Here is a 24,113-nt window from a genome sequence, read left to right as displayed (position 1 = left end):
ACGGCAGTCGAAGGGCCGCACCCCTGGAAGGACACAGGGGTGCGGCCCTTCGCACCGCTTTTGGCGGCGCTCCTACTTCAGGCCATACGCCCGCAACACGGTCTGATCGACCTGGTTTCCGGCACCGTCAGAAGCCTGAACGCGCAGTGACACGAACTTCGCGCCCTTCGGGTGCTTGATCTCGGCCTTGCCGTGCCGGACCTTCGCCTCCTTCCAGGATGTTCCGTCGTCGTACGAGACCCATGCCTTCAGGCTCCTGGCCTTGACGCTTTCCTCCTGATCCCGGACGGAGAGTCCGAGCTTCAGCTCCCGCCCGGATTCGGCGCGGTTGAGGAGGTCGAGCCCGTCCAGGTCATAGCCGACGGAGAGCAGGGGCAGCGCCGTCTGCGCGTCGGTGTGCGCCGAGGCGAAGGACCATTCGGTGTGGCTGCTCGTGGAGTACGGCGTCCAGTCGGCCTTGCGCTGCGCGTCGAGCACGAAGCGGTACGAGGCCTTCGCCGCCGGGACGTCGAAGATGCCGTACCCCCCGACCGTCGAGTCGCCGACCAGCCGGCCGTCCGCGTAGAGCTTGCCCTTCGCGGTGTCGTTGACGTCTCGGACGTACCCGTAGTGACCGGGCGTCGAGTCACTCAACTCCGGTATGAAGAGGGTGAGTTTGTCGCCGGTGCGCTCCGAGAGGCCGTACTCGGTGCTGGTCGCCGGGCGTACCACCTGGCGCAGCCAGTCCTCGCTCGGCTGGGTGCCCGCCTTGCCGTAGGTCCGCAAGGTGTTCCACTGGCCCGAGGACGCCTCCCAGGACGGGTAGACGGTGTGCCAGACGCGGGTGTCGGAGCTCACGTTGAAGTACTCGGTACGTTCCTGGCCGAGTTGCATGTAGTCACTGGACTCGATCGCGAACAGCTGCCAGGGACGGAACGTGTAGACGGTGTCGGCCCCCATCTCGCCTGCCCTGGCCGCGTAGTAACGGCTCGGCACCTTTGCCGTGGTGGAGCGGTCCAGGATGTACGTCTGGTCCGGCGAGATCGCTCCGGACTGCGGGAGGGTCACGTTGTAGACGTACGTGCTGACCGCCGTGCCGCCCAGCTTGAGCGTGACCTTCTTGCCGCCCTTGAGGAGGGCGGTGAGCTTTTCGCCGTCCTCTCCGGTGGTGATCGTCACCGGCATCGTCGCCCTGTCCACAGCCGTGAGCCAGTGGCCGGCCTTCTTGCGGTACGCGATCAGATAACTCGCCCCCGCCTCCTTGGCGTTGGCCATCGCCTCGTCCGGCCCCCACGTGTCGGCCGGGACCCCGACCACCACTGCCTTGCCCTTGACGTCGAGCCCCTCGAAGTCGGCCGCCGTGCCGGCGCCCGCGTCCACCGCCTGTACCTTCCGGTCACCGGTGATCTTCACCGGGAAGTCGTTGTACGTGTTCGCGTAATCGAGCGGCAGTGCGTACTTCTCGGGACTGGTGACGCTCGCCGTCAACTCCTTCGCGTACAGACGGAACTTGGAGTAGAACTCGAGAGAACCCTCGGTGACCTTCCTGGTCGGCGCCACATAGACGTGGTCGGTCCAGGGGCCTTGGCTGTATGTCAACCCCCAGGAGCTCCCCGGCCCTTCGCGGTGCCACGAGGTGCTGAAGCCCTGGAACTCGGAGTCCTCCTTGGTCTTCGGCTTGATCTCGACCGCCTTGCGGGCGTCAAGGACCACCTCGGTGTCCCCGTCGACCTTGATCTCGGGACTGCCGACGACCGAGGTGCCCACGGCCGAACCGCCCGCGTCCCGGTCGGGGATCCAGGTGGCGACGGAGTACGTGCCGGCCGGGACCTCCCAGGTCTCGTTGGCACCCATGAAGCCGTACTCCCTGGGATACGCGCCGTTGAGCTCATGGAGCGTGTAGATCGACGAGTCTGCCGCGTTGCCGTCGCGGCCCAGCAGTGAAACCTTCAGGTCGAACGTCTTGGGCGCCTTCGCGAAGCCGATGGCCGTGGTGAGCTGGACGCCGTCGGCGCTCGCGGTGATGTGGCCGGTGTACTGGCCCTGCTCCTCCTTCGCCGGGTCGACGCCGACCGCGGCCGTGGCGGTGCCCTTCGCGGGCACGGTCACCGTGTCGGTGGCCGGCGCGGCCTCGGGGAGGCTCGTCGACAGCTTCAACTCCACTGCTTTGTCAGTAGTGTTGGTGTACGTGATGTCCTTGGTGGCGACCTCGGTGTCCCCGTCCTCGAACTTCCCGAAACTCAGTGCCGGGGTCGCGAAGACGCCCTGTCGCACCGCCCGTACGGCGTCCACCTGGCCGTCGCCCTGCTGGAAGGCGTCGGCGTCCGGCATGGTCTTCGCGGTGCTCGCCAGATCTGCCTTGATCTGCTCGCCCGTCCAGTCCGGATGGGCCTGGGCGACCAGCGCCGCGGCGCCCGCGACATGCGGGGTCGCCATCGAAGTGCCGTTCGCCGTCGTGTAGTTGTCGTCGACCGGTGTGCCCATCGTCGTGCCGGCGGCGCGTGCCGCCGTGATGGCGGCGCCCGGCGCGGTGATCTCCGGTTTGACCGCGTAGTCGCCAAGGCGCGGGCCGCGGCTGGAGAACGAGGTCAGCTTGTCGGACTTGTCGACGGCGCCGACCGTCAGCGCCGAGTCGGCGATGCCCGGGGTGCCCACGGTCTGCTTGCCCGGTCCCGCGTTGCCCGCCGCGATCACGAAGAGGGCGCCCGTGGACGCGGACAGCTCGTCAACGGTCTCACTCAGCACATCTGACGGACCCGAGGCCGTACCGCCCAGCGACATGGAGACGATCTTCGCACCGGAGTGCGCCGCCCACTCCATGCCCGCGATGATCCACGAGGACTGGCCCTGGCCCGCGTTGTTCAGCACCTTGCCGACCAGCAGCTCCGCGCCCGGCGCCACACCCTTGCGCGTGCCGTCCGAGGCCGCGCCCGAGCCGACGATCGTGGACGCCACGTGGGTGCCGTGGCCGTGGCCGTCCTGCACCGCCTGGTCCGGTACGAAGCTCGTAGACTCCGCGATCTTCCCCGCGAGATCCGGGTGCCCGGCGTCCACGCCCGTGTCCAGGACGGCGACCTTGACGCCCTTTCCGTCGTAGCCCGACTTCCACACCTCGGGCGCGCCGATCTGCGGCACGCTCACATCGAGGGACGCGGTCACTTTCGCGTCGAGCCAGATCTTGTCGATGCCCTCGCCGAGTTGCTTCGAGGCCTTCGTGGTGGGTTCGGTGCCGAGTGCGGGGGCGATGTCCGCCCAGAAGGCGGTGGACTTCTTCGCGCTCAGCGCGGCACCGTCGATCCCGGGCAGTGCGAGCGTCCGACGAGCGCCGTCGGGCGTGGCACTGCCCTTCGTGTACGTCGCGATCACCGGCGTGGTGCCGGTCTTCGCGTCCGCGTATCCCTGCTTCACCAGCTGGGTGACGTTGAACAGGGCCGGGTCGAGACGGCCCGCCCGCACCAGCGGGATCGCGTCCGAGGGTAAGACGCTCACCTCGCCGTCCTGTTCGCTGGACAGGAAGGTGGCGGCCTCGCGGCCCTTGCCGCGCCGGACGTCGACGGCGTGCTTGCCGCCCGGTCCTGCGGTGAGCGACACGGTGTCGCCGGTGATGAGGGTGACGGTCTGGGTGCCGGCGGCTCCTGGCGTGGTAACGCTCGGCACGGGCGTGGCGCCCGGATCGGCGACCGGGGACTCGGGGCCGGCCGTCGCGGGGGTGATGACCCCCGCGAGCAGTCCGGCCGCTCCTGCCACGGCCCAGAGGGCGTGGAGTCTTCGCATGTGTGGACTTCCTCCCCTGAACTCTGTAAAGGCTTCCGGCCTGGTGGGTGGAAGCCATGGAACAGAGTGAACGGTGTGCGGAAGGCGCTTCAAGGGATTCCTGTGGCCAGGGCGTGCCAATGCCCCCTTCGGCCACGGCAGTCGACGGAGGTGGGGCCGCGCTCCCGACCAGGGCGCGGCCCTTCGCCTCACAGGGGCCCAAACGGCTGGGGCCAGTTATGGCCCTACACCCAGCCGCGTTGGGAAGCCCGTACCCCCAGTTGGAACCTGCTCGCCGCCCCCAGCCGTTCCTGCAGCTCACTCACCCGCCGCCGCAGGGTTCGCAGGCTCACTCCCAGATGGCGTGCCACCGCCTCGTCCTTCATCCCGGCCGCCAGCAGCCGGATCAACGTCCGTTCGCTTTCGAGGAGTTCACCGTCGCCGGTCGGCTGGCCGAGCGGTGTCGCCTGCTGCCAGGCCATCTCGAAGAGCTTCTGCAGGGCTTCGGTCACCGCCGAGTGCCACACCACGACGGCGCAGTAACCGCCCGCCGCCGAGGCGGTCAGCGGCAGCATCGCCCGGCACCCGTCGACCACCAGCAGCTTGAGGGGCACGGACGGTAACACCCGGGCCTGCTCACCGAGTTCCACCATCTTCCAGGTGCGGGACAGTATCTTCGGGTCCTCCAGGGCCGTCGCCGCGTACACCCCGCGAGAGACGATCCCGCGGCGCAGCAGATCGGCCTGGAGATCCGCCTGCGGTGCGGGCGGGGCGAGATACGGCGGCGTGTCGAAGAGGCACACCTCCCGCTCGGCGCGTGCGTACATCTCCTCCAGACGTGCCGCGATGGCGCCCTCGCCGGAGGCGACCTCGATCAACCGGGACGGTTCCTCCCGCAGCAGCCCGGCCTCGTAGGCGGTGCCCATCTCCTCGGCGGTGGCGGCGAGCAGTTCGGACTCCGTCTCGCGCCGCCGGATCAGCCCGCGCACCGCAACCCGTGGATCGACCGCCCGTAGCCCGCCCATGGAGTCCGGCGGCTGGAGCAGTCCGAGTCCGAGCAGTTGGTTGCAGGCCTCGCGCACCTGGGCCGGGGAGGCGCCGGTCAGCAGGGCCCAGCCGGCCGCACCGGCGTCGGGCTGATGGAGGATCGCCTGGTACACCTGCTCCTCGAAGGCGGAGACCCCCACCGCGGCCCAAGGGCTCGCGGCAGGGGTGCGTCCTGCCGTGTTCTGTCCCGCCGTGCCATATGCCGTGTTCACCATGGCTCGGCACGGTAGGCGATCTTTGTTAAGGCTGGTGTCGTATCGGTCCGGGCCGCCGTCTACTTCAGGCCGAAGGCCCGCACCACGGTCTGGTCGACCGCGTTGCCGTCCCGGTCGGCGGCCCGTACGCGCAGGGACACGAACTCGGCGCCCTTCGGGTGCTTGAGTTCCGCCTCGCCGCCACGGACCTTCACCTCCTTCCAGGACGCGCCGTCGTCGTAGGACACCCAGGTCTTCAGCTCACGGGCCGTGATGCTCGACTTCTGGTCCCGGACGGAGAGTTCGAGCGTCGACTTCCGCTTGGCCTCCGCCCGGTTGAGGAGGTCGAGCCCGTCGAGGTCGTAGTCGACGGAGAGCAGCGGCAGCGCGGTCTGCTGGTTGGTGTGCGCCGACGCGAAGGACCACTCGGTGTGAGTGCTGGTGGAGTACGTGGCCCAGTCCGCCTTGCGCTGCGCGTCGAGCACGAAGCGGTACGAGGCCTTCGTCGCCGGGACGTCGAAGGAGCCGTAGCCGCCGAGCGCGCTGTTGCCGACCAGTTCCCCGTCCGCGTACAGCGTGCCCTTCGCGGTGTCCTGGACGCCGTCCACGCTTGCGTAGTGACCCGGTGTCGCGTCGCTCAACTCCGGAACCCTGAAGGCGAGTTTGTCACCGGTGCGCTGGGAGAGGCCGTACCGATCGCTGGTCGCCGGGCGGACGACCTGCCGCAGCCACTCCTCGGTGGGCACCTTGCCCGCCTTGTCGAAGGTCCGCAGGTCGTTCCACTGGCCCCTGCCCGTCTGCCAGTTCGGGATGACGGTGTTCCAGATGCGGGTGTCGGGATCCACGTTGTAGTACTCGGTACGTGTCGTGCCCAGGGGGGCGTACTGGCTGGTCTCGATGGCGGCACCCTGCCACGGGCGGTACCGGTAGACGGCGTCCTTGCCGACGTCACCGGCCCGGCTCCCGTGGTAACGGACCGTCTGCTTCACGGTGTTGGAGCTGTTCAGCGAGTACGTCTGGTTCTTCGAGATGGCGCCGGTCTGCGGGAACATCACGTTGTAGACGTACGGGCTGACCGCGGTGCCGTCCAGTTTCAGCGTGACCTTCTTCCCGCTCTTCAGCAGCGCGCCGAGCTTCGCACCGTCCTCGCCGGTGGCGACCATCAGCGGGATCGTCGCGCTGTCCACCCAGGAGATCCAGTACCCCGGCTTCTCCTGGTACGCGATGACGTAACCGGCCCCGGCCTCGGCCGCGTTGGCCAGCGCCTCGTCCGCCGTCTTCCCGGCGGCCACCCGGACCACCGCCACCTTGCCCTTGACGTCGAGCCCTTGGAAGTCGGCCGCGGTGCCACTGCCGGCGTCCACCGCCCGCACCGTGCGCTTTCCGCTGAACTTCACCGGAAGGCTGTCGCTCACCTGCGAGTAGTCGAGAGGCAGCGCGTACTTCTCGGGGCTGCTGACGCTCGCCGTCAGCTCCTTCTCGTACAGACGGAACTTGGAGGAGAACTCGAACATGCCCTCGGTGACCTTCTCGGTCGGGGCGACATAGATGCGGTCGGTCCACCAGTTCTGGGCGTAGGTCGCCCCGAAGGCGGTGCCGGGCCCTTCCCGGTGCCAGCTGGTGCTGAAGCCCTGGAACTCGGAGTTCTCCTTCGTCCTCGGCTTGATCTCGACGGCCTTGCGGGCGTCGAAGACGACCTCGGTGTCCTTGTCGACCTTGATCTCCGGATCACCGACGACGGAGGTGGCTACCTCCAGTCCGGCCGCGTCCCGCTCCGGGATCCAGGTCGCCATGGAGTACGTACCGGCCGGCACCTTGAAGGTGTAGCCGCGGCCGAGGAACCCGTGCGTGTCCGGGTACGCGCCGTTCAGCTCCTGCAGCACGAAGAGCGACGCCGAGGTCGACGGCTGGCCGCTCCGGTTCACCAGCGAGACCTTCAGGTCGTACGTCTTCGGCAGTTTCTCGAAGCCGACCGCCGTGGTGACCCGTACGCCGTCGGCGCTCGCGGTGACATGGCCCGTGTACCGGCCCTCCGGCTCCCCGGCCGGGTCGACCCTGACCGCGACGGTGGCGGTGCCCTTCGCCGGGACGGTCACGACGTCCGCGCCCAGGGTGGCCTCGGTGAGCGACGACGCCAGCTTCAACTCCACTGCTTTGTCTGTGGTGTTGGTGTATGTGATGTCCTTGCTCGCGGCCTCGGCGTCGTCGGCCTCGTACTTGCCGAAGCTGAGCGCCGGGGTGGAGAAGACGCCCTGACCGACGGCCCGGACGGCGTCGACGCGGCCGTCCCCCTGCTCGAAGACGGAGGCGTCGGAGCTGGTCTTGGCGGTGGTGGCCAGGGCCTGCTTGATCTGCTGCCCCGTCCAGTCGGGATGCGCCTGCGCCACCAGTGCCGCGGCGCCCGAGACATGCGGGGTCGCCATCGACGTACCGCTCGCCTTCGTGTACCTGTCGTCGACAGGCGTGCTCCCGGGCATGTTGGTTCCCAGGGAACGGGCCGCTGTGATCCCCACGCCCGGCGCCGTGATCTCCGGCTTGATGGCCGAGTCGCCGAGCCGTGGGCCGCGGCTGGAGAACGAGGCCAGCTTGTCGGACCTGTCGACCGCGCCCACGGTCAGTGCGGAGTCCGCGATGCCCGGGGTGCCGAGGGTCTGCTCGGACGGGCCGGAGTTACCGGCCGCGATCACGAAGAGAGCGCCGGTGGACGCGGACAGCTCGTCCACGGTCTCACTCAGCACGTCGGAGGGGCCGGTCGCGGTACCGCCCAGCGACATGGAGACGATCTTCGCACCGGAGTGCGCCGCCCACTCCATGCCCGCGATGATCCACGAGGACTGGCCCTGGCCCGCGTTGTTCAGCACCTTGCCGACCAGCAGCTCCGCGCCCGGCGCCACACCCTTGAGCCTGCCGTCCGAAGCCGCGCCCGAGCCGACGATCGTGGACGCCACATGGGTGCCGTGGCCATGGCCGTCCTGCACCGCCTGGTCCGGTACGAAGCTCGTCGACTCCGCGATCTTCCCCGCGAGATCCGGGTGCCCGGCGTCCACGCCCGTGTCCAGGACCGCGACCTTGACGCCCTTGCCGTCGTAACCCGTCTGCCACACCTCGGGCGCGCCGATCTGCGGCACGCTCACATCGAGGGACGCAGTCACTTTCGCGTCGAGCCAGATCTTGTCGATGCCCTCGCCGAGCTGCTTGGCGGCCTTCGCGGTGGGCTCGGTGCCGAGGGCCGGGGCGATGTCCGACCAGAAGGTGGTCGACTTCTTCGCGCTCAGCGCGGCGCCGTCGATCCCGGGCAGCGCGAGCGTCCGGCGCGCTCCGTCGGGGGTCGCGCTGCCCTTGTCGTACGTCGCGATCACCGGGGTGGTGCCGGTCCTCGTGTCCGCGTAGCCCTGCTTCACCAGCTGGGTGACGTTGAACAGGGCCGGGTCGAGGCGGCCCGCCTGGATCAGCGGGATCGCATCCGCCGGCAGGACGCTGACCTCGCCGTTCTTCTCGGTGGACAGGAAGGTGGCGGCCTCGCGGCCCTTGCCGCTCCGGACGTCGACGGCGGACTTGCCGTCCTGGCCGACGGTCAGCGACACGGTGTCGCCGGTGATGAGGGTGACGGTCTGGGGGCTGATGGCGCCTGGCGTGGTGACGCTCTGCGCGGTCGTGGGGCCCTGCACGGGCGTGGCGCCCGGCTCGGTGGCCGGGGACGCCGAGCCGGCCGCCGCGGGCGTGACCGCACCCGCGAGCAGTCCGGCCGTCGCTGCCACGGCCCAGAGGGCGTGGAGTCTTCGCATGTGTGGGCTTCCTCCCCTGAACGCTGAAATCGCTTCCGGCCTGGTGAGCGGAAGCCAGTGATCAGGGTGAGTGCTGGGTGGAAAGCGACTCAAGGGATTGCTGTGGCCGGGGCGTGCCAATGCACCCTTCGGCCAAAGCAGTTGGTGGCCCGCACGGCTCCCTTCCCCGCGCACCGCCGGGGGTTCCGTCCGGCCGTGCGTGCGGTGTCCCACGGCTGCGGCTCAGCCGGAACACAGGGTTCTCCCAGCGGACCGGGACAGGATCGTCACATGTATGGCACCCGAAGCGACCGCGTCCGTGTGCTGATCGTCGACGACGAGCCAGCGCTCACCGAGCTGCTCTCCGTCGCCGTCACCGAGGCGGGCTGGCGCCCCTATCCGGTGGGCGACGGGCACAGCGCGCTGCGCGCCGCGCGCGGCTGCGCCCCGCACGCCGTCGTCCTCGACGGGATGCTGCCCGACCTGGACGGCCTCCAGGTGCTGCGCAGGCTGCGGTACGAGAATCCGAAGCTGCCTGTCCTCATGCTGACCGCACGCGACGCGCTGGAACACCGCATCGACGGGCTGGCCTCGGGCGCCGACGACTACGTGACCAAGCCCTTCTCGCTGGAGGAGGTCGTACTGCGGCTGCGCGGACTGCTGCGCCGGGCCGGAGCGGAGAAGGCGCGGACCGACGACGCCGTCCTCGTACTCGGGGATCTCGTCCTGAGCGAGGAGAGCCACGAAGTGCACCGCGACGGTACGCCGGTCCAGCTCACGGCGAAGGAGTTCGACCTGCTCAGCCTGTTGCTGAACCACCCGCGGCAGGTGTTGAGCAAGGCCCAGATCCTCGACCGGGTGTGGAGCAGCTCCTTCGACGGCGGCGGGAACCTGGTCGAGGTCTACATCTCCAGCCTGCGCCGGAAGATCGACAAGGGGCGCGCGCCGATGATTCACACGGTCCGCGGGGTGGGGTACGTGATCAGGCCTGTGGGGGACGGGAGATGAGCCCCCGACCGGGCGGAAGCCGACGGACGCACGGGCGTTCACTGCGTGCCAGGCTGAACGGGCGTTCGCTGTGGACCCGGCTGCTCCTCTTCATCGCCGCCACCCTGGTCGCCGTCTGCGCGGCGATGGCCGTCACCACGGTCTTCGCGCAGCGTGCGTATCTGCTCGGCAATCTCGACCAGCGTGTCACCGACGCCGCCGAGCGCGGCCAGGGCGGCCTGCAGAACCGGGTCGGCGACGCCACGGACCTGGGGTTCCTCAGCGAGCGCGGGCAGGCCGTCGGCACGCTCGCCGCCCGGTTCGACGACGACGGCAACATCACCGCCGCCGAAGTGGTCACCCAGGACGGCGGCCAGCAGGTTCTCACCGCCGCCCAGCGCGCCGCCCTCGCGGGCATCACCACCGACGGCTCGCTGCACACCCGTACGGTTCCCGGCCTCGGCAGCTACCGATTGACCGCCCTCGGCGGCGACGGCATTCCCGTCCTCACCGGGCTGCCCATGGGCGATGTCCAGGACATGATCAGCGGCCTGGTCGTGGTCGAGGCCCTGGTGGCCGCCGTCGGCCTCACCGCCGCGGGCTGCGTCTGTGCCGTCGTCATACGGCGGCAACTGCGCCCCCTCGGGCGGGTCGCCGCCACCGCCGTCGAGGTCTCCCGCTCGCCGCTGGGCCACGGTGAGGTCGTCGGCCTCACCCGGGTACCCGAACGCGACACCGACCCCGGCAGCGAGGCCGGTCAGGTCGGCGCCGCGCTGAACCGCATGATCGACCACGTGGAGTCCTCGCTCGCCGAACGCCAGCGCGGCGAGGAGGAGATGCGCCACAGCGAGGAACGCATGCGCCGCTTCCTCGCCGACGCCAGCCATGAACTCCGTACACCTCTCGCGTCCATCGCCGGTTACGCGGAACTGATGAACCGCGGCACCGAGAAGATCGAGCCGACGCTCGCGTGGCGGCGCGTCTCCGCCGAGTCGGCGCGGATGACCGGCCTGGTCGAGGACCTGCTGCTGCTCGCCAGGCTGGACGAGGGGCGGCCCTTGCAGTCGGCCGAGGTGGACCTCGCGGCGCTGGTCGCCGAGGCGGTGTGGGACGCGCGGGCCGCCGGGGAGGGCCACAACTGGCAACTGGCGCTGCTGCTGGATGCCCCGGCCCTGGTCGTCGGTGACGAGGCGCGGCTGCACCAGGTGGTGGCCAACCTGTTGGCCAACGCCCGTGTGCATACGCCTGTCGGTACGACCGTCGTCGCCTCGGTGGAGGCCACGGATGTGTCCTGCAGGATCCGCGTACGCGACGACGGTCCCGGCATCCCGGAGCACCTGCTCCCGTCGGTCTTCGAACGCTTCACGCGGGGCGACGCGTCGCGCTCCCGCGGCGGCCCCACCGAGGGCGGCTCCGGTCTCGGGCTCGCCATCGTCGCGGCGGTCACGGCCGCCCACGGCGGCCGCGTCCAGGTGGAAAGCGCCCCTGGCCGCACGGAGTTCACGATTGAACTGCCACCGGCCACCAGCCCCACGGCCCCGAACCCGGCGCCCACCCGTGCTGCGGCGTCGGCCTGAGCCGGCGCCCGCCCGGGAAATGAGTTGACGGGTGATGTACCGGAACGTTCGTATAGCCGTGGGCACAACCGTCGATCCCGTCCCTCCACTCATGCGTCGTCCATGACACATGGGGGAATCGCCTCGCTGCAGGAAGGTGCTCATGCGCGCTGGCAAGATGCATGCCGACGAGCCGGACGTCGACACACCTCTCGTGCATCGGCTGGTTGCCGCGCAGTTTCCGCAGTGGGCGGGCCTCCCCGTCGAGCCGGTGGACTCCGCCGGCACCTCGAATGCCATGTACCGGCTCGGCGAAGACATGGTGGTGCGGCTTCCTCGCGTCGCGGGGGCCGCCAACGATGTCGAGAAGGAGCACAGGTGGCTGCCACGGCTCGCCCCGCCGCTTCCGGTCGCCGTCCCCGTGCCGCTGGGCAAGGGAAGGCCCGCGGAGGACTATGCCTGGCCGTGGTCCGTCTACCGCTGGCTCGACGGCGAGAATCCGGCCATCGGGCGAATCTCCCAACCCGGCCTGCTCGCACAGGACTTGGCGGGGTTCGTCGCCGCGTTGCACCGGATCGATCCCGCCGACGGGCCCCCCTCCTATCGCAGCGAGTCGCTGGCGACGCGGGATGCCGCGACACGGACCGCGATCGCGGAAGTGCGGGGAATCGTCGACGCCGACGCGGCGACCACCGCATGGAACACAGCCCTGCGGGCCCCCGCTCGGCCCGGCCCGGCGGTCTGGATCCACGCGGATCTGCAACCAGGAAATCTGCTGATGCGCCATGGGCGGCTCAGCGCCGTCATCGACTTCGGATGCCTGGGCCTGGGCGATCCCGCCGTCGACCTGATCGTGGCGTGGTATGTGCTGCCGGCCGAAGCGCGGGGCGCCTTCCGGACCGCACTGGAGGTCGATGACGCGGCCTGGGCGCGAGGTCGCGGCTGGGCACTGTCGATCGCACTACTCGAACTACAGTACTACCGGGACACGAACCCGGTCATGGCAGGTGTCGCACGACAGGTCATCCACGAAGTCCTCGCCGACCAGAAGCACGCTGCCTGACACCAGCCGTCGAGTGATACCCAGGGCAACCGGGCGGGCCTCGCCGAGGACCCGGCCAGGCCCGGCCCTCGGGGTGGAGTCGGCGCCCGGCCGTGCGGGTCCGAGGAACCGTGCGGATCCGAAGAGACTCGTCCGCGCCCTCCTGAGGGGCTCACCGAGCAGCGGGCGCCGACCCGATGACCACCACCCGTGCCCACTCGGGCGGCGAGTCCGGGACGTAGTCGGGATTGTCCTCGTCCCACGACCCGTCTCCGTGCTGCCGGGGGAACAGACCCACCACCGTCCGGCACGACGGCTGTGCGCTCGGCCAGGGCGTCTGCCCGTCGGTCAGGACCACGATGACGTCCGGCCGGGGCCGCGCCCGGAGCGCCTTGGCGAAGCCCGTGCGCAGATCCGTACCGCCGCCGCCCAACAGCGGAATCCCCTCGGCACGGCACAGCGGGTGCACGACCTGGGCCGCCGCGTCGCACGGCAGTACGGCGACCAGGTCGCGACGGCCGCCCACGGCCCGGGAGATCGCGGCAACCTCGCGCAGCGCGCTGCCCAGTTCGGCGTCACTGACCGACCCGGAGGTGTCGATGATGACGGAGACCCGGGGCGGCTTGCGCCGCAGGCTCGGCAGAACGACACCGGGAATCCCTGCCGAGCGCCGCGACGGCCGGCCGTAGGTGTAGTCCTCGCCCGAGCCGGCGCCGGAGGTCGCCGAGCGGACCGCCGCGCCCAACAACTCCCGCCACGGCTGGGGTGGTTGGAACGCCTCCTGGGCCCACCGCTGCCACCCCTGCGGGGTGTTCCCCGGACGGGCCTTGATGCCCTGCGCCACCCGGAACCGGACCGCGTCCCGTTCCTGTGCGCTGAGGCCGTGCGCGCCGTCCGGTCCCAGATCCCAGTCCCTTTCCAGTCCGTCGGCGCCACTGCCGCAGTCCAGCCAGGCGAGGTTCTGCGTACGCGGCCCGAGCCGGAACTGGCGCAGGTAGTCCTCCATGAGTTGCCCCTCGGGCAGCGTCAAGAACGCCGGCGTGACAGCGTCTTCGGGCCGGACCAGCCCGTCACCGAACGCGTCGTCGTTGATCTCGCAGTCCGCGGCGATGTTCATCCGCAACCGTTCCCCGGGGCCGGTCAGCCCACGCTCCCGTGCCACCCGGTCACTGCGCCCGTGATGGTCGCGCAGCAGGTGCGACACCTCGTGCACCCATACCCCGGCCAGTTCCTCCACCGGCGTACGGTCCACGAACGCCGGTGAGGCGTAGCACCGCCAGTGCCGGTCGACGGCCATCGTCGGTACGTGCCGCGACTCCACGGTGTGCAGGGCGAACAGCGCGGTCGCCAGGTAGGGCCGGGCCCGGGCGGCGTGCAGCCGGGCGGCGAAGAGCTTGTCGAGGTCCAGCCTCCTCGGTGCGTCCGGGGTCATCGGCCGGCCTTCGTGGTGAGCGCGGCGGCCCGGGTCGCCGCGCGGTCGGCTCGCCGGGACAGTGACACCGCTCCGGCGAGCCGTTCGATCGATGCCGGAACGTCCCAGTCCTCCTGGCGCAACGAGGCGAGTGTGGTCGCGGGGACGACCACGAGGTCCGGGGCTCCGGTGTCCAGCGCCCGGACGAGGAGCGCCCACGCGGCGTCCCAGCGGGACTTCTCCGGGCGGCTGCGGACCGCCGCCACCACACCGTCGAGCACGGCCTGGCGCAGATCCCCCCGTTCGGGCAGGGCGGCACCCGCGGGGTCGGCGAGCAGCGTCTCGGGGTCCGGAAGGTCCATCCGGTCCAGACTGGCCAGCAGCTCCAGCCCCGGACCGTCCCCCACTGTGCCCCTGACCAGCATGGAGAGTACGTCCCGTGCGGAGCCGGCCGCAGTCGCGAAGGCGATCAGACACAGGGTCATGTCCCAGCTTCGAGGGGACGGCCAGGGGCCACCGCGCCGCGTTTCGTTGCTGGGCAGCCGGTGCACGAGCCCAGGGCGCGCGGAGAGAAGTCCGCACACCGCACGGCGGGCGAAGTCCACGGCCTCCGACAGCTTCACCGGGTCGAGCCGGGGCAGTGTGGCCCGGGGCCACGTCCCGCCGAGGCCGCGTACGACGACCTCGTGGTCGTGGGTCCACTGGAGATGGACGAACCGGTTGGCCAGGGGCGGGCTCAGCTCCCAGCCGTCGGCCGCCGAGGCCCGCGGATTGGCGGCGGCCACGATCCGGACTCCGGGCGGCAGTTGCAGGGCGCCGATCCGCCGCTCCAGCACCAGGCGGAGCAGGGCGGCCTGAACGGCCGGTGGCGCGGTGGAGAGTTCGTCCAGGAACAGCAGACCTCGGCCGGCCCGTACCAGTCGCACCGCCCAGTCCGGCGGAGCCATCGGGACGCCCTGTTCGGCGGGATCGTCGCCTACGACGGGCAGCCCCGAGAAGTCGGACGGCTCGTGCACGCTGGCGATGACGGTGGTCAGCGGGAGGTCCAGGGCGGCGGCGAGCTGGGTCAGGGCGGCGGTCTTGCCGATTCCCGGTTCACCCCACAGCAGTACGGGCAGGTCGGCGGCCACGGCCAGTGTCAGGGCCTCCAGTTGGGTGTCGGGGCGCGGTTCGGTGGTGGTGTCGCGCAGCAGGGCCAGCAACTCGCCGGCGATGTCGAGCTGGGAGGCGGGGGCGGGGTCGGCAGGGATGTCGGTGGTCGCGAACGGGGTGTATGAGGGCATGTTTGATCACCTTTGGGCTCGTGGCGAGAAGACGAGAAGTAGGGGGAGCGGGGGGACAGAGGTCCCTGGGGCCCTGGGTCAGTGGGAGGTGGCGTGGCGCGGGTGCGAGCGGTGGTCACGGTCACGGCCGCCGTCTTGGGGAGGGCGACCATCCATGTGGAAGCGGACGCGGCCGGGGCCCGGTCCGGCCAGCCCCGCCCTGAACAGTCCGTAGGTGATCCGCCGCCGTGCGGCCGCTTCCAACTCGTCCCGCAGAGCGCCGTCGCGCAGCACCGCGTCGGGGCCGAGCAGGCCTTCGACGACGGCCAGCGCTCCGGCGATGTCGCCGTGGTGCAGGCGTTCCCGTACGCCGTCGAGGCAGCCGGGATGCCGGTGCGCCTGGTCGATCGCCTGGAGGCAGGGAAGCGGGGTACCGGTCAGTTCGGCCAGGAGTTCCTCCCGGCGGATCTCGGCCGGCTCGTGGTCCAGCGGGGCCAGTACGCCGTTGACCAGGCCGATCCGGTGCCGAACTCCCCGGCACTCCACGAGGCGTGGTTGTCCTGACCGGTCCGGAGTCCGGTACGGACCGGTCGGCGCACGCCCCGGTACGAGAGCAGACGCGACCAGCGGGTGCAGCCGATCGACCTCGATCGAACCGGTGCGGATCAGTTCCAGGTCGGGTGGCACCCAGGTCGCCGCGTCGGGCAGGACGGGCAGCGCGGAGACACCACCGTCCCTGGCCGCCCCCGCGATCCGCAGTCCTGGCGGCCCTACGCCGTCCCCGTCCACACCCACGCCCAGGTCCAGGAGCAGCCGATGTCGGGCCCCGACCCGCACGGCGACGGTACCGGTGGGCCGCCCCTCGGCGTGGAGCAGGATCCACGCCTCGGCCGCCCACCGGTCAACGGCACAGCGGCGATCCCGCGGCACGATCCCCAGGACATCCGGGGTCACCACGGGACGGCCGTGGTCGCGCGGCCGATCGGCGCCGGACCGGATCCGCAGCTCATCGGCCCTGTCGGCGTCCCACAGATGGCGGTGCAGATCGAGACGGAACCGCCGGTTGGGACGGGCGTGCGGATGGCGGCGGGCATCGGTGTCTGCGTCGGGTCGGGACCTGTCCCACAGCGCGAGACTGATCCGCTGACCGGCATCCGCCCAGGCCGGCGCGGTCCGGGCCACGAGGTGCACCGGGCGCGCGCCGTCAGGTCCCGCAGGGTCGTAGCGAGCCAGCGTGATCGTCAGTCCTGGGCGCAGGAGCCCGTGCGGAGCGATCCTCGGCATGTGCCAGCGCAGCAGGTCAGGAGCCAACCGGCGGAGATCGGCCCGGACTTGGGCCGCGCATTCCTGACCGTGCGCGCGCGCCACGGACCGCAGATTGAGATCGACATCGAAGCCTGCGGCGGCACACGCCCCCGCCCAGTCCCCGGTACACCGGCGGGCGGTCGCAGTCTCGATCATGGACGGCGGCACGGCGAACTCTCGCACGCGCAGCCAGAAGGAAAGGCGGGAATCCTCGTTCGCGATCTGAGTGAGCATCAGCACTCACCTTGCGCGGACGGGACCCCCGTTCTGTCAACAGAGTGAGTCGTCATCGCGGGGAGCGTACCGCTCCTCACTCCGATCTGCCAGGTGTTTCCGTTCGGAGCGCCCCAGGCGGCAAGGCAACCGCAACCTGTGCGCAAGCCATGAAAGTCAACCAAATTGTTGACACTGTCTTCGGTGGCGACATACCTTCGCCAGCACCAGATCGAGGTGAGCGCCACGCGCGGGTGACGGAACAGTGGCCCGTGCCGACGTGCGGTTGGGAGTGGTCCGTTGTCCTCAGACCAGCCTTTCCGTGCGCACTCCCGGCCCGGCGTCGCGCCGGCCCGCATCCTCGCCGCCCATCCCCGTACTTCAGGTTGGCCTCAGGTTGCCGTCCCAGAGTCGTGCGTGCCCGGCCGTCCGCAATGGACGCGCCCACGACGAAGGGACCCAGCGACGATGACGGAGCTCGACACCGGGGAGAACGCGGCGACGGAGCCGCAGTCGGAGACGGGCCGTCGTGCCCACGCGAGCCGACGCAACTTCATGCGGAAGGTCTTCTTCGCCAGCGGCGCCACGGCCGTCGCGACGATGGGCGGCGCCGGAGCCTGGTCCGCACTCGCCGACGACACGACCACCACCGCCGATGCCTCCGCCACGCCGAGCGCCACGCCGGGCGCCACGCCGAGCGGCGTACCCAGCGGCGGCCCGGGCGGCGGCGCGGGCGGCCCCGGCAACATGACCATCACCGAGGACTTCTTCGGCCTGACGACCGACGGCAAGCGGATCGACGACCTCTACGCGATCCACTCCACCAAGGTTGCCACCGGTCCCGTGATCGCCGCCGCGAACGCCTTCCTCGCCGGACTCACCGACACCCAGAAGACGGCGACGCAGTTCACCGTCCACTCCACCGAGTGGCGGATGTGGAGCAACGCCGACTCGTACGCCCGCCAGGGCGTCACTCTCGCGGACATGACGGATACTCAGAAAACCCTCGGTACCGCCCTGTTGAAGTCGGCGCTCAGCGCGGACGGCCTGGAGACCACCGAGAAGATCCGCAAGATCAACCAGGCGGCCGGCGAGGCGATCAACAACACCACCTCCTTCAACGAGGACGCCTACTACTGGACGCTGATGGGCACCCCGTCGGCCACCGAGCCGTGGGGCTTCCAGTTCGACGGCCACCACCTGGTCATCAACTACTTCGTGCTCGGCGACCAGGTCGTCATGAGCCCCTGCTTCTGGGGCTCCGAGCCGACCTCGATGGAGATCGACGGCGAGACCGTGACGGTCTGCCACGAGGAGGTCGTGGCCGGCCTCGCCTTCATCAACTCCCTCACCGAGGCGCAGCGGAAGGTCGCCATCGAGTCCTCGACGAAGTCGAACGAGTCGATGCAGGCGGGCGCGTTCTCCGACAACGCGGTGCAGGCGTACACCGGCATCCGCGGCAATGTCCTGAACGCCACCCAGAAGAAGAAACTTCTCGGCATCGTCGAGGCCTTCGTGGGCCGCGGCAAGGCCGATGTCGCGAAGGTGCGGATGGCCGAGGTCCGGGGGCACCTGGACGACACCTATGTGACCTGGGCGGGGGGCATCGCCGATGACTCCGCCTTCTACGTCCGGGTGCACAGCGCGGTCGTCTGGGTCGAGGTCGACTGTCAGGCTCCGGGCCCGCTCGCGGGCGCGTACGGCGCCACACAGGGCAGCGGCGCGACCCAGAAGCACGTCCATTCCATCATCCGCACGCCCAACGGCAACGACTACGGGAGGGAGCTCCTTCGACAGCACTATCTGACGTCACCTCACCACCAGTGACATGACAACTCAGCTGGTTTCTCAGTCATAAGAAGATCAGCAACCGGTGGTTTCTTGTCATAGCGAGGGCCGCATCCGCCGTGAGGGGGTGCGGCCCTCGTGCGCTCGGACGGGCTCGGGCGCGTTCGGGCGCGTTCGGACGCGTTCGGACGCGGTCCCGCGCCGGTCATTACAGCGGTTCCGCGCCAGGCGATTACGGCAATCCCGTGCCAGGCGTTTACAGCAGTGCTGCGCCGGACGTTTACAGCGGTTCTGGTGCGCGCTAATTTCCGAATGAGGTGGGAGCGCTCCCATCATGCGGACCGGAACCCGCCCGGAGTGGCTCCCACCTCACCCAGGTCTCTCCCGGCATCGAGTGAAGGGCCTATCCGTCATGCCTGAAACTGTCATGAACGCGACAACACCCCGATTATCGCTACCCGCACGCCTCCTGCGACCCTCACGCCGCAGAGCCTTCCTCCTGGTCCTGCTCGCCCTTCTCACCGCCCTCCCGGCCCTCGGCCTGGTCGTCACGTCCGGCGAGAAGGCGGCAGCCCACGGCACCCCCATGAAGCCCGCCAGCCGTACCTTCCTGTGCTGGCAGGACGGGCTGACCGATACCGGTGAGATCAAACCCGTGAACCCGGCCTGCAAGGCGGCCCAGCAGGTGAGCGGCACCACGCCGTTCTACAACTGGTTCTCGGTGCTCCGCTCGGACGGTGCGGGCCGCACCCGCGGCTTCGTCCCCGACGGCGAGCTGTGCAGCGGCGGCAACACCAACTTCACCGGCTTCAACCAGACACGCGGCGACTGGCCGCTCACCCACCTCACCTCGGGTGCGACCGTCGACTTCTCGTACAACGCGTGGGCCGCGCACCCGGGTTGGTTCTACGTCTACATCACCAAGGACGGCTTCGACCCGACGAAGACGCTCACCTGGAACGACATGGAGGAGCAGCCGTTCCTCACGGTCGACCACCCGCCGCTCAACGGCAGCCCGGGCACGGTCGAGGCCAACTACTCCTGGACGGGCACGCTTCCCGCGAACAAGTCGGGCCGCCATCTCGTCTACGTGGTCTGGCAGCGCTCGGACAGTGCGGAGACCTTCTACTCCTGCTCGGACGTCGTCTTCGACGGCGGCAACGGTGAAGTGACGGGTATTCACGACCCGGGCAACCCCACCGAGCCCCCGCCCGGCGCCTGCTCCGCGAGTCGTCGTACGACCAACAGCTGGAGCGGCGGCTACCAGTCAGAGGTGACTGTCACCAACACCGGTGACGTGCCCATGCTCGGCTGGATGGTCGACTGGACACTGCCCGGCGGCCAGTCCGTCGCGAGCCTGTGGAGCGGCAACGCGACATACAACGGCCAGGCGGTGATGGTGCACAACGCCGACTGGAACGGGGAGTTGGACCCAGGCGAGAGCACGACGTTCGGGTACGTCGTCCAGGGCTCCGGCGGTGATCCGTCAACCACGCTTCCCTGCCGGGTCGGTTGACAGGCTCGGGGCGGACCGGGTGGGTGGTACGGGACTCACCCGGTCCGCGAGCCCGGACGGGCCGGAGGGGTGGGCCCGGTCCGGGATGGTGCGTGGCTTCTCAGGAGACCAGGGCGTGCGACAACGTTGTCCAACGGCACATGACTCTACCGCCTCAACGGACAACGATGCCAACCCAGTTCACTCGGTGCGGACGGTGTGCCGCACCAAGTGAACGAAGTCGACCCGGTTCACTTGGTGCGGGCGGTGTGCCGCGTCTCAGGCCAGTAGTTCCACCTCCGCGAGCGTCGCCTCGCCGTCGAGGACCAGGCGGTAGTGCGCGTACGAGCCCGGATGGGCAACCGAGAACGCTCGGGTCTGCTTGTCCCAGGGGAAGGACTCGCCGGAGCGCTGATCCAGGTCGGTCCACGTGTCGCCGTCCGACGAGCCCTGGAGGACCCAGCCGGTAGGAGCCCTGGTGTGATCCGACGACGACGTCAGGGTGTACTGAACGCCCTTGGTCCTAGTGGTCGTCGGCAGCTCCACCGACGTGACGCTCGCGTCCGTCGCCGACGTGTTGTCGAAGAGCGCGCCCTCACCCCTGAGAGCGTCCGCGCGCGGCGCGGGCACCTTGTCGTCCTGGGTGATCGACACGGGCGCCGCGTTCTTCCCGGTGCCCCATGAGGACGGCTTCGGTCCCATGTCGAACTCCAGGACTCCACCCTTGGCGATGAGCGAGTGCGGGAGCGAAGTCGACGTCCACGTCTTGCCATTGACCTTCAGGCCCTGCACGTACACGTTCTTCGCGCTGTTCTTCGGCGCCCTGACGACCAGGTCCTTGCCGTTCTCGAGATGGACCGTCGCCTTGGTGAACAGGGGGGAGCCGATGGCGTATTCGCCGCTGCCCATCACCAGCGGGTAGAAGCCGAGCGAGGAGAAGAGGTACCAGGCCGACTGCTCGCCGTTGTCCTCGTCGCCGTGATAGCCCTGCCCGATCTCGCTGCCGGTGTACAGACGGGACAGCACCTCGCGCACATTCTTCTGGGCCTTCCAGGGCTGACCCGCCGCGTCGTACATGTAATTCACGTGGTGGGCCACCTGGTTGGAATGCCCGTACATGCCCATCCGTACGTCACGGGCCTCGGTCATCTCATGGATGACGCCGCCGTACGAGCCCACGAAGTCCGGCGAGGCCGTCTCGGGCGTGGCGAAGTACGTGTCGAGCTTCTCCGCCAGCCCGCTCCGGCCGCCATACAGGTTGGCGAGACCACGCGAGTCCTGCGGCGCGGTGAAGGCGTATCCCCACCCGTTCGTCTCGGTGTAGTCGTACCCCCACACGCGCGGGTCGTACGTCGACGAATCGACCCGCCAGTCGCCCGTCGCGTCCCGGCCCTGGAAGAAGCCGGCCTTCGAGTCGAAGAGATTGACGTAGTCCTGCGCCCGGTCGAGGAAGTACGCGGCCTCCTCCTTGTAATGCTTCTCGCCGGTCTTCTTGTAGAGGGCCTGGCCCATCTTCGCGATGCCGTAGTCGTTGAGGTAGCCCTCCAGCGCCCACGACAGGCCCTCGTGCGTGTCGGTGCTCGTGTAGCCGAGGAAGGGGGAGGTCGCCATGCCCTTGCGGCCCACGCCGGACGCCGGCGGGACGACCGTCGCGTTCTTCAGTGCCGCGTCGTAGGCCGCCTGAGCGTCGAAGTCGACACCCTTCACGTACGCGTCCGCGAACGCCACGTCCGACGACGTGCCCGTCATCAGGTCCGCGTACCCGGGCGAGGACCAGCGGGAGGTCCAGCCGCCGTCCTTGTACTGCTGCACGAACCCATCGACCATCTCCCCCGCCTGAGCAGGTGTCAGGAGGGAGTACGCCGGCCAGGTCGTCCGATAGGTGTCCCAGAAGCCGTTGTTGACGTACACCTTGCCGTCCACGATCTTCGCCCCGGTGTGCGTCGGGGTGTCCGGGCCCGGCATCGGCGAGAACGGCGACGCGTACTGATACTTCGAACCGACCTTCTCGAAGCCCGAGTTGGGGTACAGGTACAGCCGGTACAAGCTGGAGTACAGCGTGGTCAGCTGGTCCGGCGTCGCGCCCTCGACCTCGACCTTGCCCAGGATCCTGTCCCACTGCTGCTGGGCACGGGCTTTGACCGTCCCGAAGGACGTTCCGTCGGGGATCTCCTGGCGCAGGTTGTCCTTGGCCTGGTCGATGCTGATGAGCGAGGTCGCCAGACGCAGCGTGACCGTACGGTCCTCGCCCGCGTCGAAGCGCAGATAGCCCTTGACCCCGCTGGACGAGCTGTCCGTCACCGGCGCATCGAACACCCCGTACACGAACAGCCGGGTCGCTCCCGTCGACAGCCCCGACTTCACGTCGGAATAGCCGGTGAAGGTCCCGGTCGCCTTGTCGAGGGTCAGCCCCGCCTGGTCCGTCACGTTGTCGAAGAGCACGCTCGCGTCGTCACCGGGATAGGTGAAGCGCAGGGCCGCCGCGTGGTCCGTCGGCGTCAACTCCGCCTTCAGCCCGTTCTCGAAGGTCACCCCGTAGTAGTACGGCCGTGCGGTCTCGTTCTCGTGCCGGAAGGCCAGCGCCCGTGCCGCCCGGCCGGTGTCCGGGGTCCCGGAGACGGCCGACGGCATCACCTGGAAGGTCTGCCGGTCGCCCATCCAGGGGCTCGGCTCATGGCTCGCGCTGAACGCCTGGATGGTGGGGAGGTTGTCCGCGTTGTTCGCACGCGCGTAGTCGTACAGCCAGCTCAGCGAACCCGCGTTGGTCACCGGCGTCCAGAAGTTGAAGCCGTGCGGGACGGCCGTCGCCGGGAAGTTGTTGCCGCGCGAGAAACCGCCGCTGGAGTTGGTGCCGCGGATGGTCGACGCGTAGTCGGACAGATGAGCCTTCGGCTTCTCGGGCGCCACGGTCTTCAGCGACACATCGTCCAGCCAGCCGCGGAACTTCGCCGGGCCCTTGGGGGAGTCGTACGCCACCAGGATCCGGTCCACCGTCTTCCCGGCCGCGACCGAACCGATCCGCGAGGCGACGCTGTTCCATTGGTTGACGTAGAGGACCTTGGACGCGCCCTGCCCCTGCGGCGTCAGCGCGAACCCGTGCTGGTCCAGGGCCTTGAGGTCACTCAGATAGGTGCCGTCCGTGAACACCAGGTCCACGGCCACGTTCGAGGCGGCGTAGTCCAGATCGCCGTCCGCCATCGACGGGAAGATCTTGTACGACAGCTCCGTGTTCCGCCCGACGGCCACGTTCACGTCGAAGACCTTGTTGTACGAGTACGCCCGGCCGTCCGCCTTGTGCGTACCGGCGTACCGCAGGGCCCGAGTGCCGGTGAAGCCCGCGCCCGCCTTGGCCGTCGGGGAGCCGCTCGGACCGCGGTCCACCAGCGAGAGCATGTCCTTGGGCGCCGGGTCCTCGCTGCCGCCCGTGGAGAACTGGACATCGGCGAGCTGGAGGATGTCGCCGCCGTTGTTCTTGGTGATGTCGAGCCGGAAGTGCTGGTACTCGGCGGGGCTCGTGATGTCGTAGGACTTCGTCTGGAACCGCTCACCGAAGGACTCGCCGGTGCGCGTGTCGAGGTTCTTCCAGTCCTTGCCGTCCGTGGAGCCCTGCAGGGTCCAGTCCTGGGGGTCGCGCTCGTCGTGGTCGTTGGCCGAGGTCAGCGCGTACGTGACCACCTTGACCGGAGCGCTCAGGTCGAACTCCGCCCAGCCGGTGGGCTCGAAGACCAGCCACTTGGTGCTCGGCTCGAGGTCGGCGAGGTTCTCCTTCACCTCGCCCCCGCCCGTGTTCTCGCCACTGGCGCGGACATCGGTGACCTGGTCGGTCACATTGCCGGGGATGCCGGTGCTGTAGCTGCCGTCGACGCCGGAGGCTCGGGGCGTTCCATCGGCGGACGTGTCGACCGTGTTCAGCCAGTCCGGTGCGGGATTGCCCGATTCGAACGAGGAGGCGAACTCCCGGTCGGTGACCGCCGCTCGGGCGGGAAGGGCGACCGCCGCGCCCTGCGAGGCGGCCAGCAGGGCAAGAACGGCCACTCCGAGGACGCCTGAGAATCCTCGTCCGTGCCGAGTCGATGAACTCCGTCTGTACCGAGCTCCATGCTGCACGCGCAAGAACCCTCCCCTTTTTCTGTGGCTCGGTTCGCCTCCGGGGCGCTTGTGCCGGTGTCGAGAGCGCGGCGCCGTATCCCGCCTACAGCCCTTACAACCCGTATCAGTCGTACGAGCAGCGGGCGCTCGGAGGAGCAGAGCCCGCCCTCGACCTTCTCGGTGAAGCTGCACCGGGGGTGGAAGCGGCAGCCCGACGGCGGGTTCAGC

At 69.6% G+C, this 24,113-nt stretch carries 12 protein-coding genes; 5 read left to right on the top strand and 7 right to left on the bottom strand.

Annotated features, from left to right (window positions below):
- Nucleotides 1–72: 72 nt before the first annotated feature.
- From AB0D57_RS40510 to AB0D57_RS40500, 3 genes are all read right to left on the bottom strand, one after another.
- A complete protein-coding gene (locus AB0D57_RS40510) occupies nucleotides 73–3,753 on the bottom strand; it encodes a S8 family serine peptidase (RefSeq protein ID WP_362085690.1) in 3,681 nt (1,226 codons plus the stop codon).
- Nucleotides 3,754–3,977: 224 nt separating this feature from the next.
- Nucleotides 3,978–4,994, bottom strand: coding sequence for a helix-turn-helix transcriptional regulator (locus tag AB0D57_RS40505; RefSeq protein WP_362085687.1), 1,017 nt, complete (start codon nucleotides 4,992–4,994; stop codon nucleotides 3,978–3,980).
- Between the two features lie 59 nt (nucleotides 4,995–5,053).
- Nucleotides 5,054–8,758 carry a S8 family serine peptidase gene (locus tag AB0D57_RS40500; protein ID WP_362085684.1) on the bottom strand — a complete coding sequence of 1,235 codons (3,705 nt, stop codon included), beginning with the start codon at nucleotides 8,756–8,758 and terminating at the stop codon, nucleotides 5,054–5,056.
- A gap of 270 nt (nucleotides 8,759–9,028) precedes the next feature.
- Here AB0D57_RS40500 and AB0D57_RS40495 point away from each other — a divergent pair, with 270 nt between their 5' ends.
- From AB0D57_RS40495 to AB0D57_RS40485, 3 genes are all read left to right on the top strand, one after another.
- Nucleotides 9,029–9,745 carry a response regulator transcription factor gene (locus AB0D57_RS40495; protein WP_362085681.1) on the top strand — a complete coding sequence of 239 codons (717 nt, stop codon included), beginning with the start codon at nucleotides 9,029–9,031 and terminating at the stop codon, nucleotides 9,743–9,745.
- Complete coding sequence (locus tag AB0D57_RS40490) at nucleotides 9,742–11,301, top strand: HAMP domain-containing sensor histidine kinase (protein WP_362085678.1); 1,560 nt, start codon at nucleotides 9,742–9,744, stop codon at nucleotides 11,299–11,301. The genes AB0D57_RS40495 and AB0D57_RS40490 overlap by 4 nt, the downstream gene beginning before the upstream one ends.
- Nucleotides 11,302–11,443: 142 nt before the next feature.
- Entirely contained in the window at nucleotides 11,444–12,343 is a 900-nt protein-coding gene (locus AB0D57_RS40485; RefSeq protein ID WP_362085675.1) for an aminoglycoside phosphotransferase family protein, read from the top strand.
- 151 nt (nucleotides 12,344–12,494) lie between these two features.
- Here the strand turns inward: AB0D57_RS40485 and AB0D57_RS40480 are convergent, their stop codons facing one another.
- From AB0D57_RS40480 to AB0D57_RS40470, 3 genes are all read right to left on the bottom strand, one after another.
- On the bottom strand, nucleotides 12,495–13,754 hold the full coding sequence (locus AB0D57_RS40480; RefSeq protein ID WP_362085672.1) for a VWA-like domain-containing protein: 1,260 nt from the start codon (nucleotides 13,752–13,754) through the stop codon (nucleotides 12,495–12,497).
- Nucleotides 13,751–15,016 (bottom strand): AAA family ATPase, encoded by a 1,266-nt coding sequence (locus AB0D57_RS40475; RefSeq protein ID WP_362085669.1) that lies wholly within the window; start codon nucleotides 15,014–15,016, stop codon nucleotides 13,751–13,753. Before AB0D57_RS40475 ends, AB0D57_RS40480 begins: the two co-directional genes overlap by 4 nt.
- 78 nt (nucleotides 15,017–15,094) lie before the next feature.
- Complete coding sequence (locus AB0D57_RS40470; protein ID WP_362085666.1) at nucleotides 15,095–16,534, bottom strand: hypothetical protein; 1,440 nt, start codon at nucleotides 16,532–16,534, stop codon at nucleotides 15,095–15,097.
- A 447-nt stretch (nucleotides 16,535–16,981) separates the two neighbouring features.
- Here AB0D57_RS40470 and AB0D57_RS40465 point away from each other — a divergent pair, with 447 nt between their 5' ends.
- Nucleotides 16,982–18,340, top strand: a complete 1,359-nt coding sequence (locus AB0D57_RS40465) for a DUF3500 domain-containing protein (RefSeq protein WP_362085663.1) — start codon at nucleotides 16,982–16,984, stop codon at nucleotides 18,338–18,340.
- Nucleotides 18,341–18,728: 388 nt separating this feature from the next.
- On the top strand, nucleotides 18,729–19,817 hold the full coding sequence (locus AB0D57_RS40460) for a lytic polysaccharide monooxygenase (RefSeq protein WP_362085711.1): 1,089 nt from the start codon (nucleotides 18,729–18,731) through the stop codon (nucleotides 19,815–19,817).
- A gap of 258 nt (nucleotides 19,818–20,075) precedes the next feature.
- Here the strand turns inward: AB0D57_RS40460 and AB0D57_RS40455 are convergent, their stop codons facing one another.
- Nucleotides 20,076–23,816, bottom strand: a complete 3,741-nt coding sequence (locus tag AB0D57_RS40455) for a GH92 family glycosyl hydrolase (RefSeq protein WP_362085708.1) — start codon at nucleotides 23,814–23,816, stop codon at nucleotides 20,076–20,078.
- Nucleotides 23,817–24,113 lie beyond the last annotated feature (297 nt).

It is taken from the genome of Streptomyces sp. NPDC048275, from assembly GCF_040652275.1.
Lineage (GTDB): Bacteria > Actinomycetota > Actinomycetes > Streptomycetales > Streptomycetaceae > Streptomyces.
The sequence above is the reverse complement of the archived record's forward strand: the minus strand, read 5'-3'. Positions and strand labels throughout refer to the sequence as shown.

What these genes read in the sequence shown, in the direction of transcription:
- AB0D57_RS40510 (WP_362085690.1), bottom strand. Translation starts at nt 3,753, where the DNA reads ATGCGAAGACTCCACGCCCTCTGGGCCGTGGCAGGAGCGGCCGGACTG.
- AB0D57_RS40505 (WP_362085687.1), bottom strand. Translation starts at nt 4,994, where the DNA reads ATGGTGAACACGGCATATGGCACGGCGGGACAGAACACGGCAGGACGC.
- AB0D57_RS40500 (WP_362085684.1), bottom strand. Translation starts at nt 8,758, where the DNA reads ATGCGAAGACTCCACGCCCTCTGGGCCGTGGCAGCGACGGCCGGACTG.
- AB0D57_RS40495 (WP_362085681.1), top strand. Translation starts at nt 9,029, where the DNA reads ATGTATGGCACCCGAAGCGACCGCGTCCGTGTGCTGATCGTCGACGAC.
- AB0D57_RS40490 (WP_362085678.1), top strand. Translation starts at nt 9,742, where the DNA reads ATGAGCCCCCGACCGGGCGGAAGCCGACGGACGCACGGGCGTTCACTG.
- AB0D57_RS40485 (WP_362085675.1), top strand. Translation starts at nt 11,444, where the DNA reads ATGCGCGCTGGCAAGATGCATGCCGACGAGCCGGACGTCGACACACCT.
- AB0D57_RS40480 (WP_362085672.1), bottom strand. Translation starts at nt 13,754, where the DNA reads ATGACCCCGGACGCACCGAGGAGGCTGGACCTCGACAAGCTCTTCGCC.
- AB0D57_RS40475 (WP_362085669.1), bottom strand. Translation starts at nt 15,016, where the DNA reads ATGCCCTCATACACCCCGTTCGCGACCACCGACATCCCTGCCGACCCC.
- AB0D57_RS40470 (WP_362085666.1), bottom strand. Translation starts at nt 16,534, where the DNA reads ATGCTCACTCAGATCGCGAACGAGGATTCCCGCCTTTCCTTCTGGCTG.
- AB0D57_RS40465 (WP_362085663.1), top strand. Translation starts at nt 16,982, where the DNA reads ATGACGGAGCTCGACACCGGGGAGAACGCGGCGACGGAGCCGCAGTCG.
- AB0D57_RS40460 (WP_362085711.1), top strand. Translation starts at nt 18,729, where the DNA reads ATGAACGCGACAACACCCCGATTATCGCTACCCGCACGCCTCCTGCGA.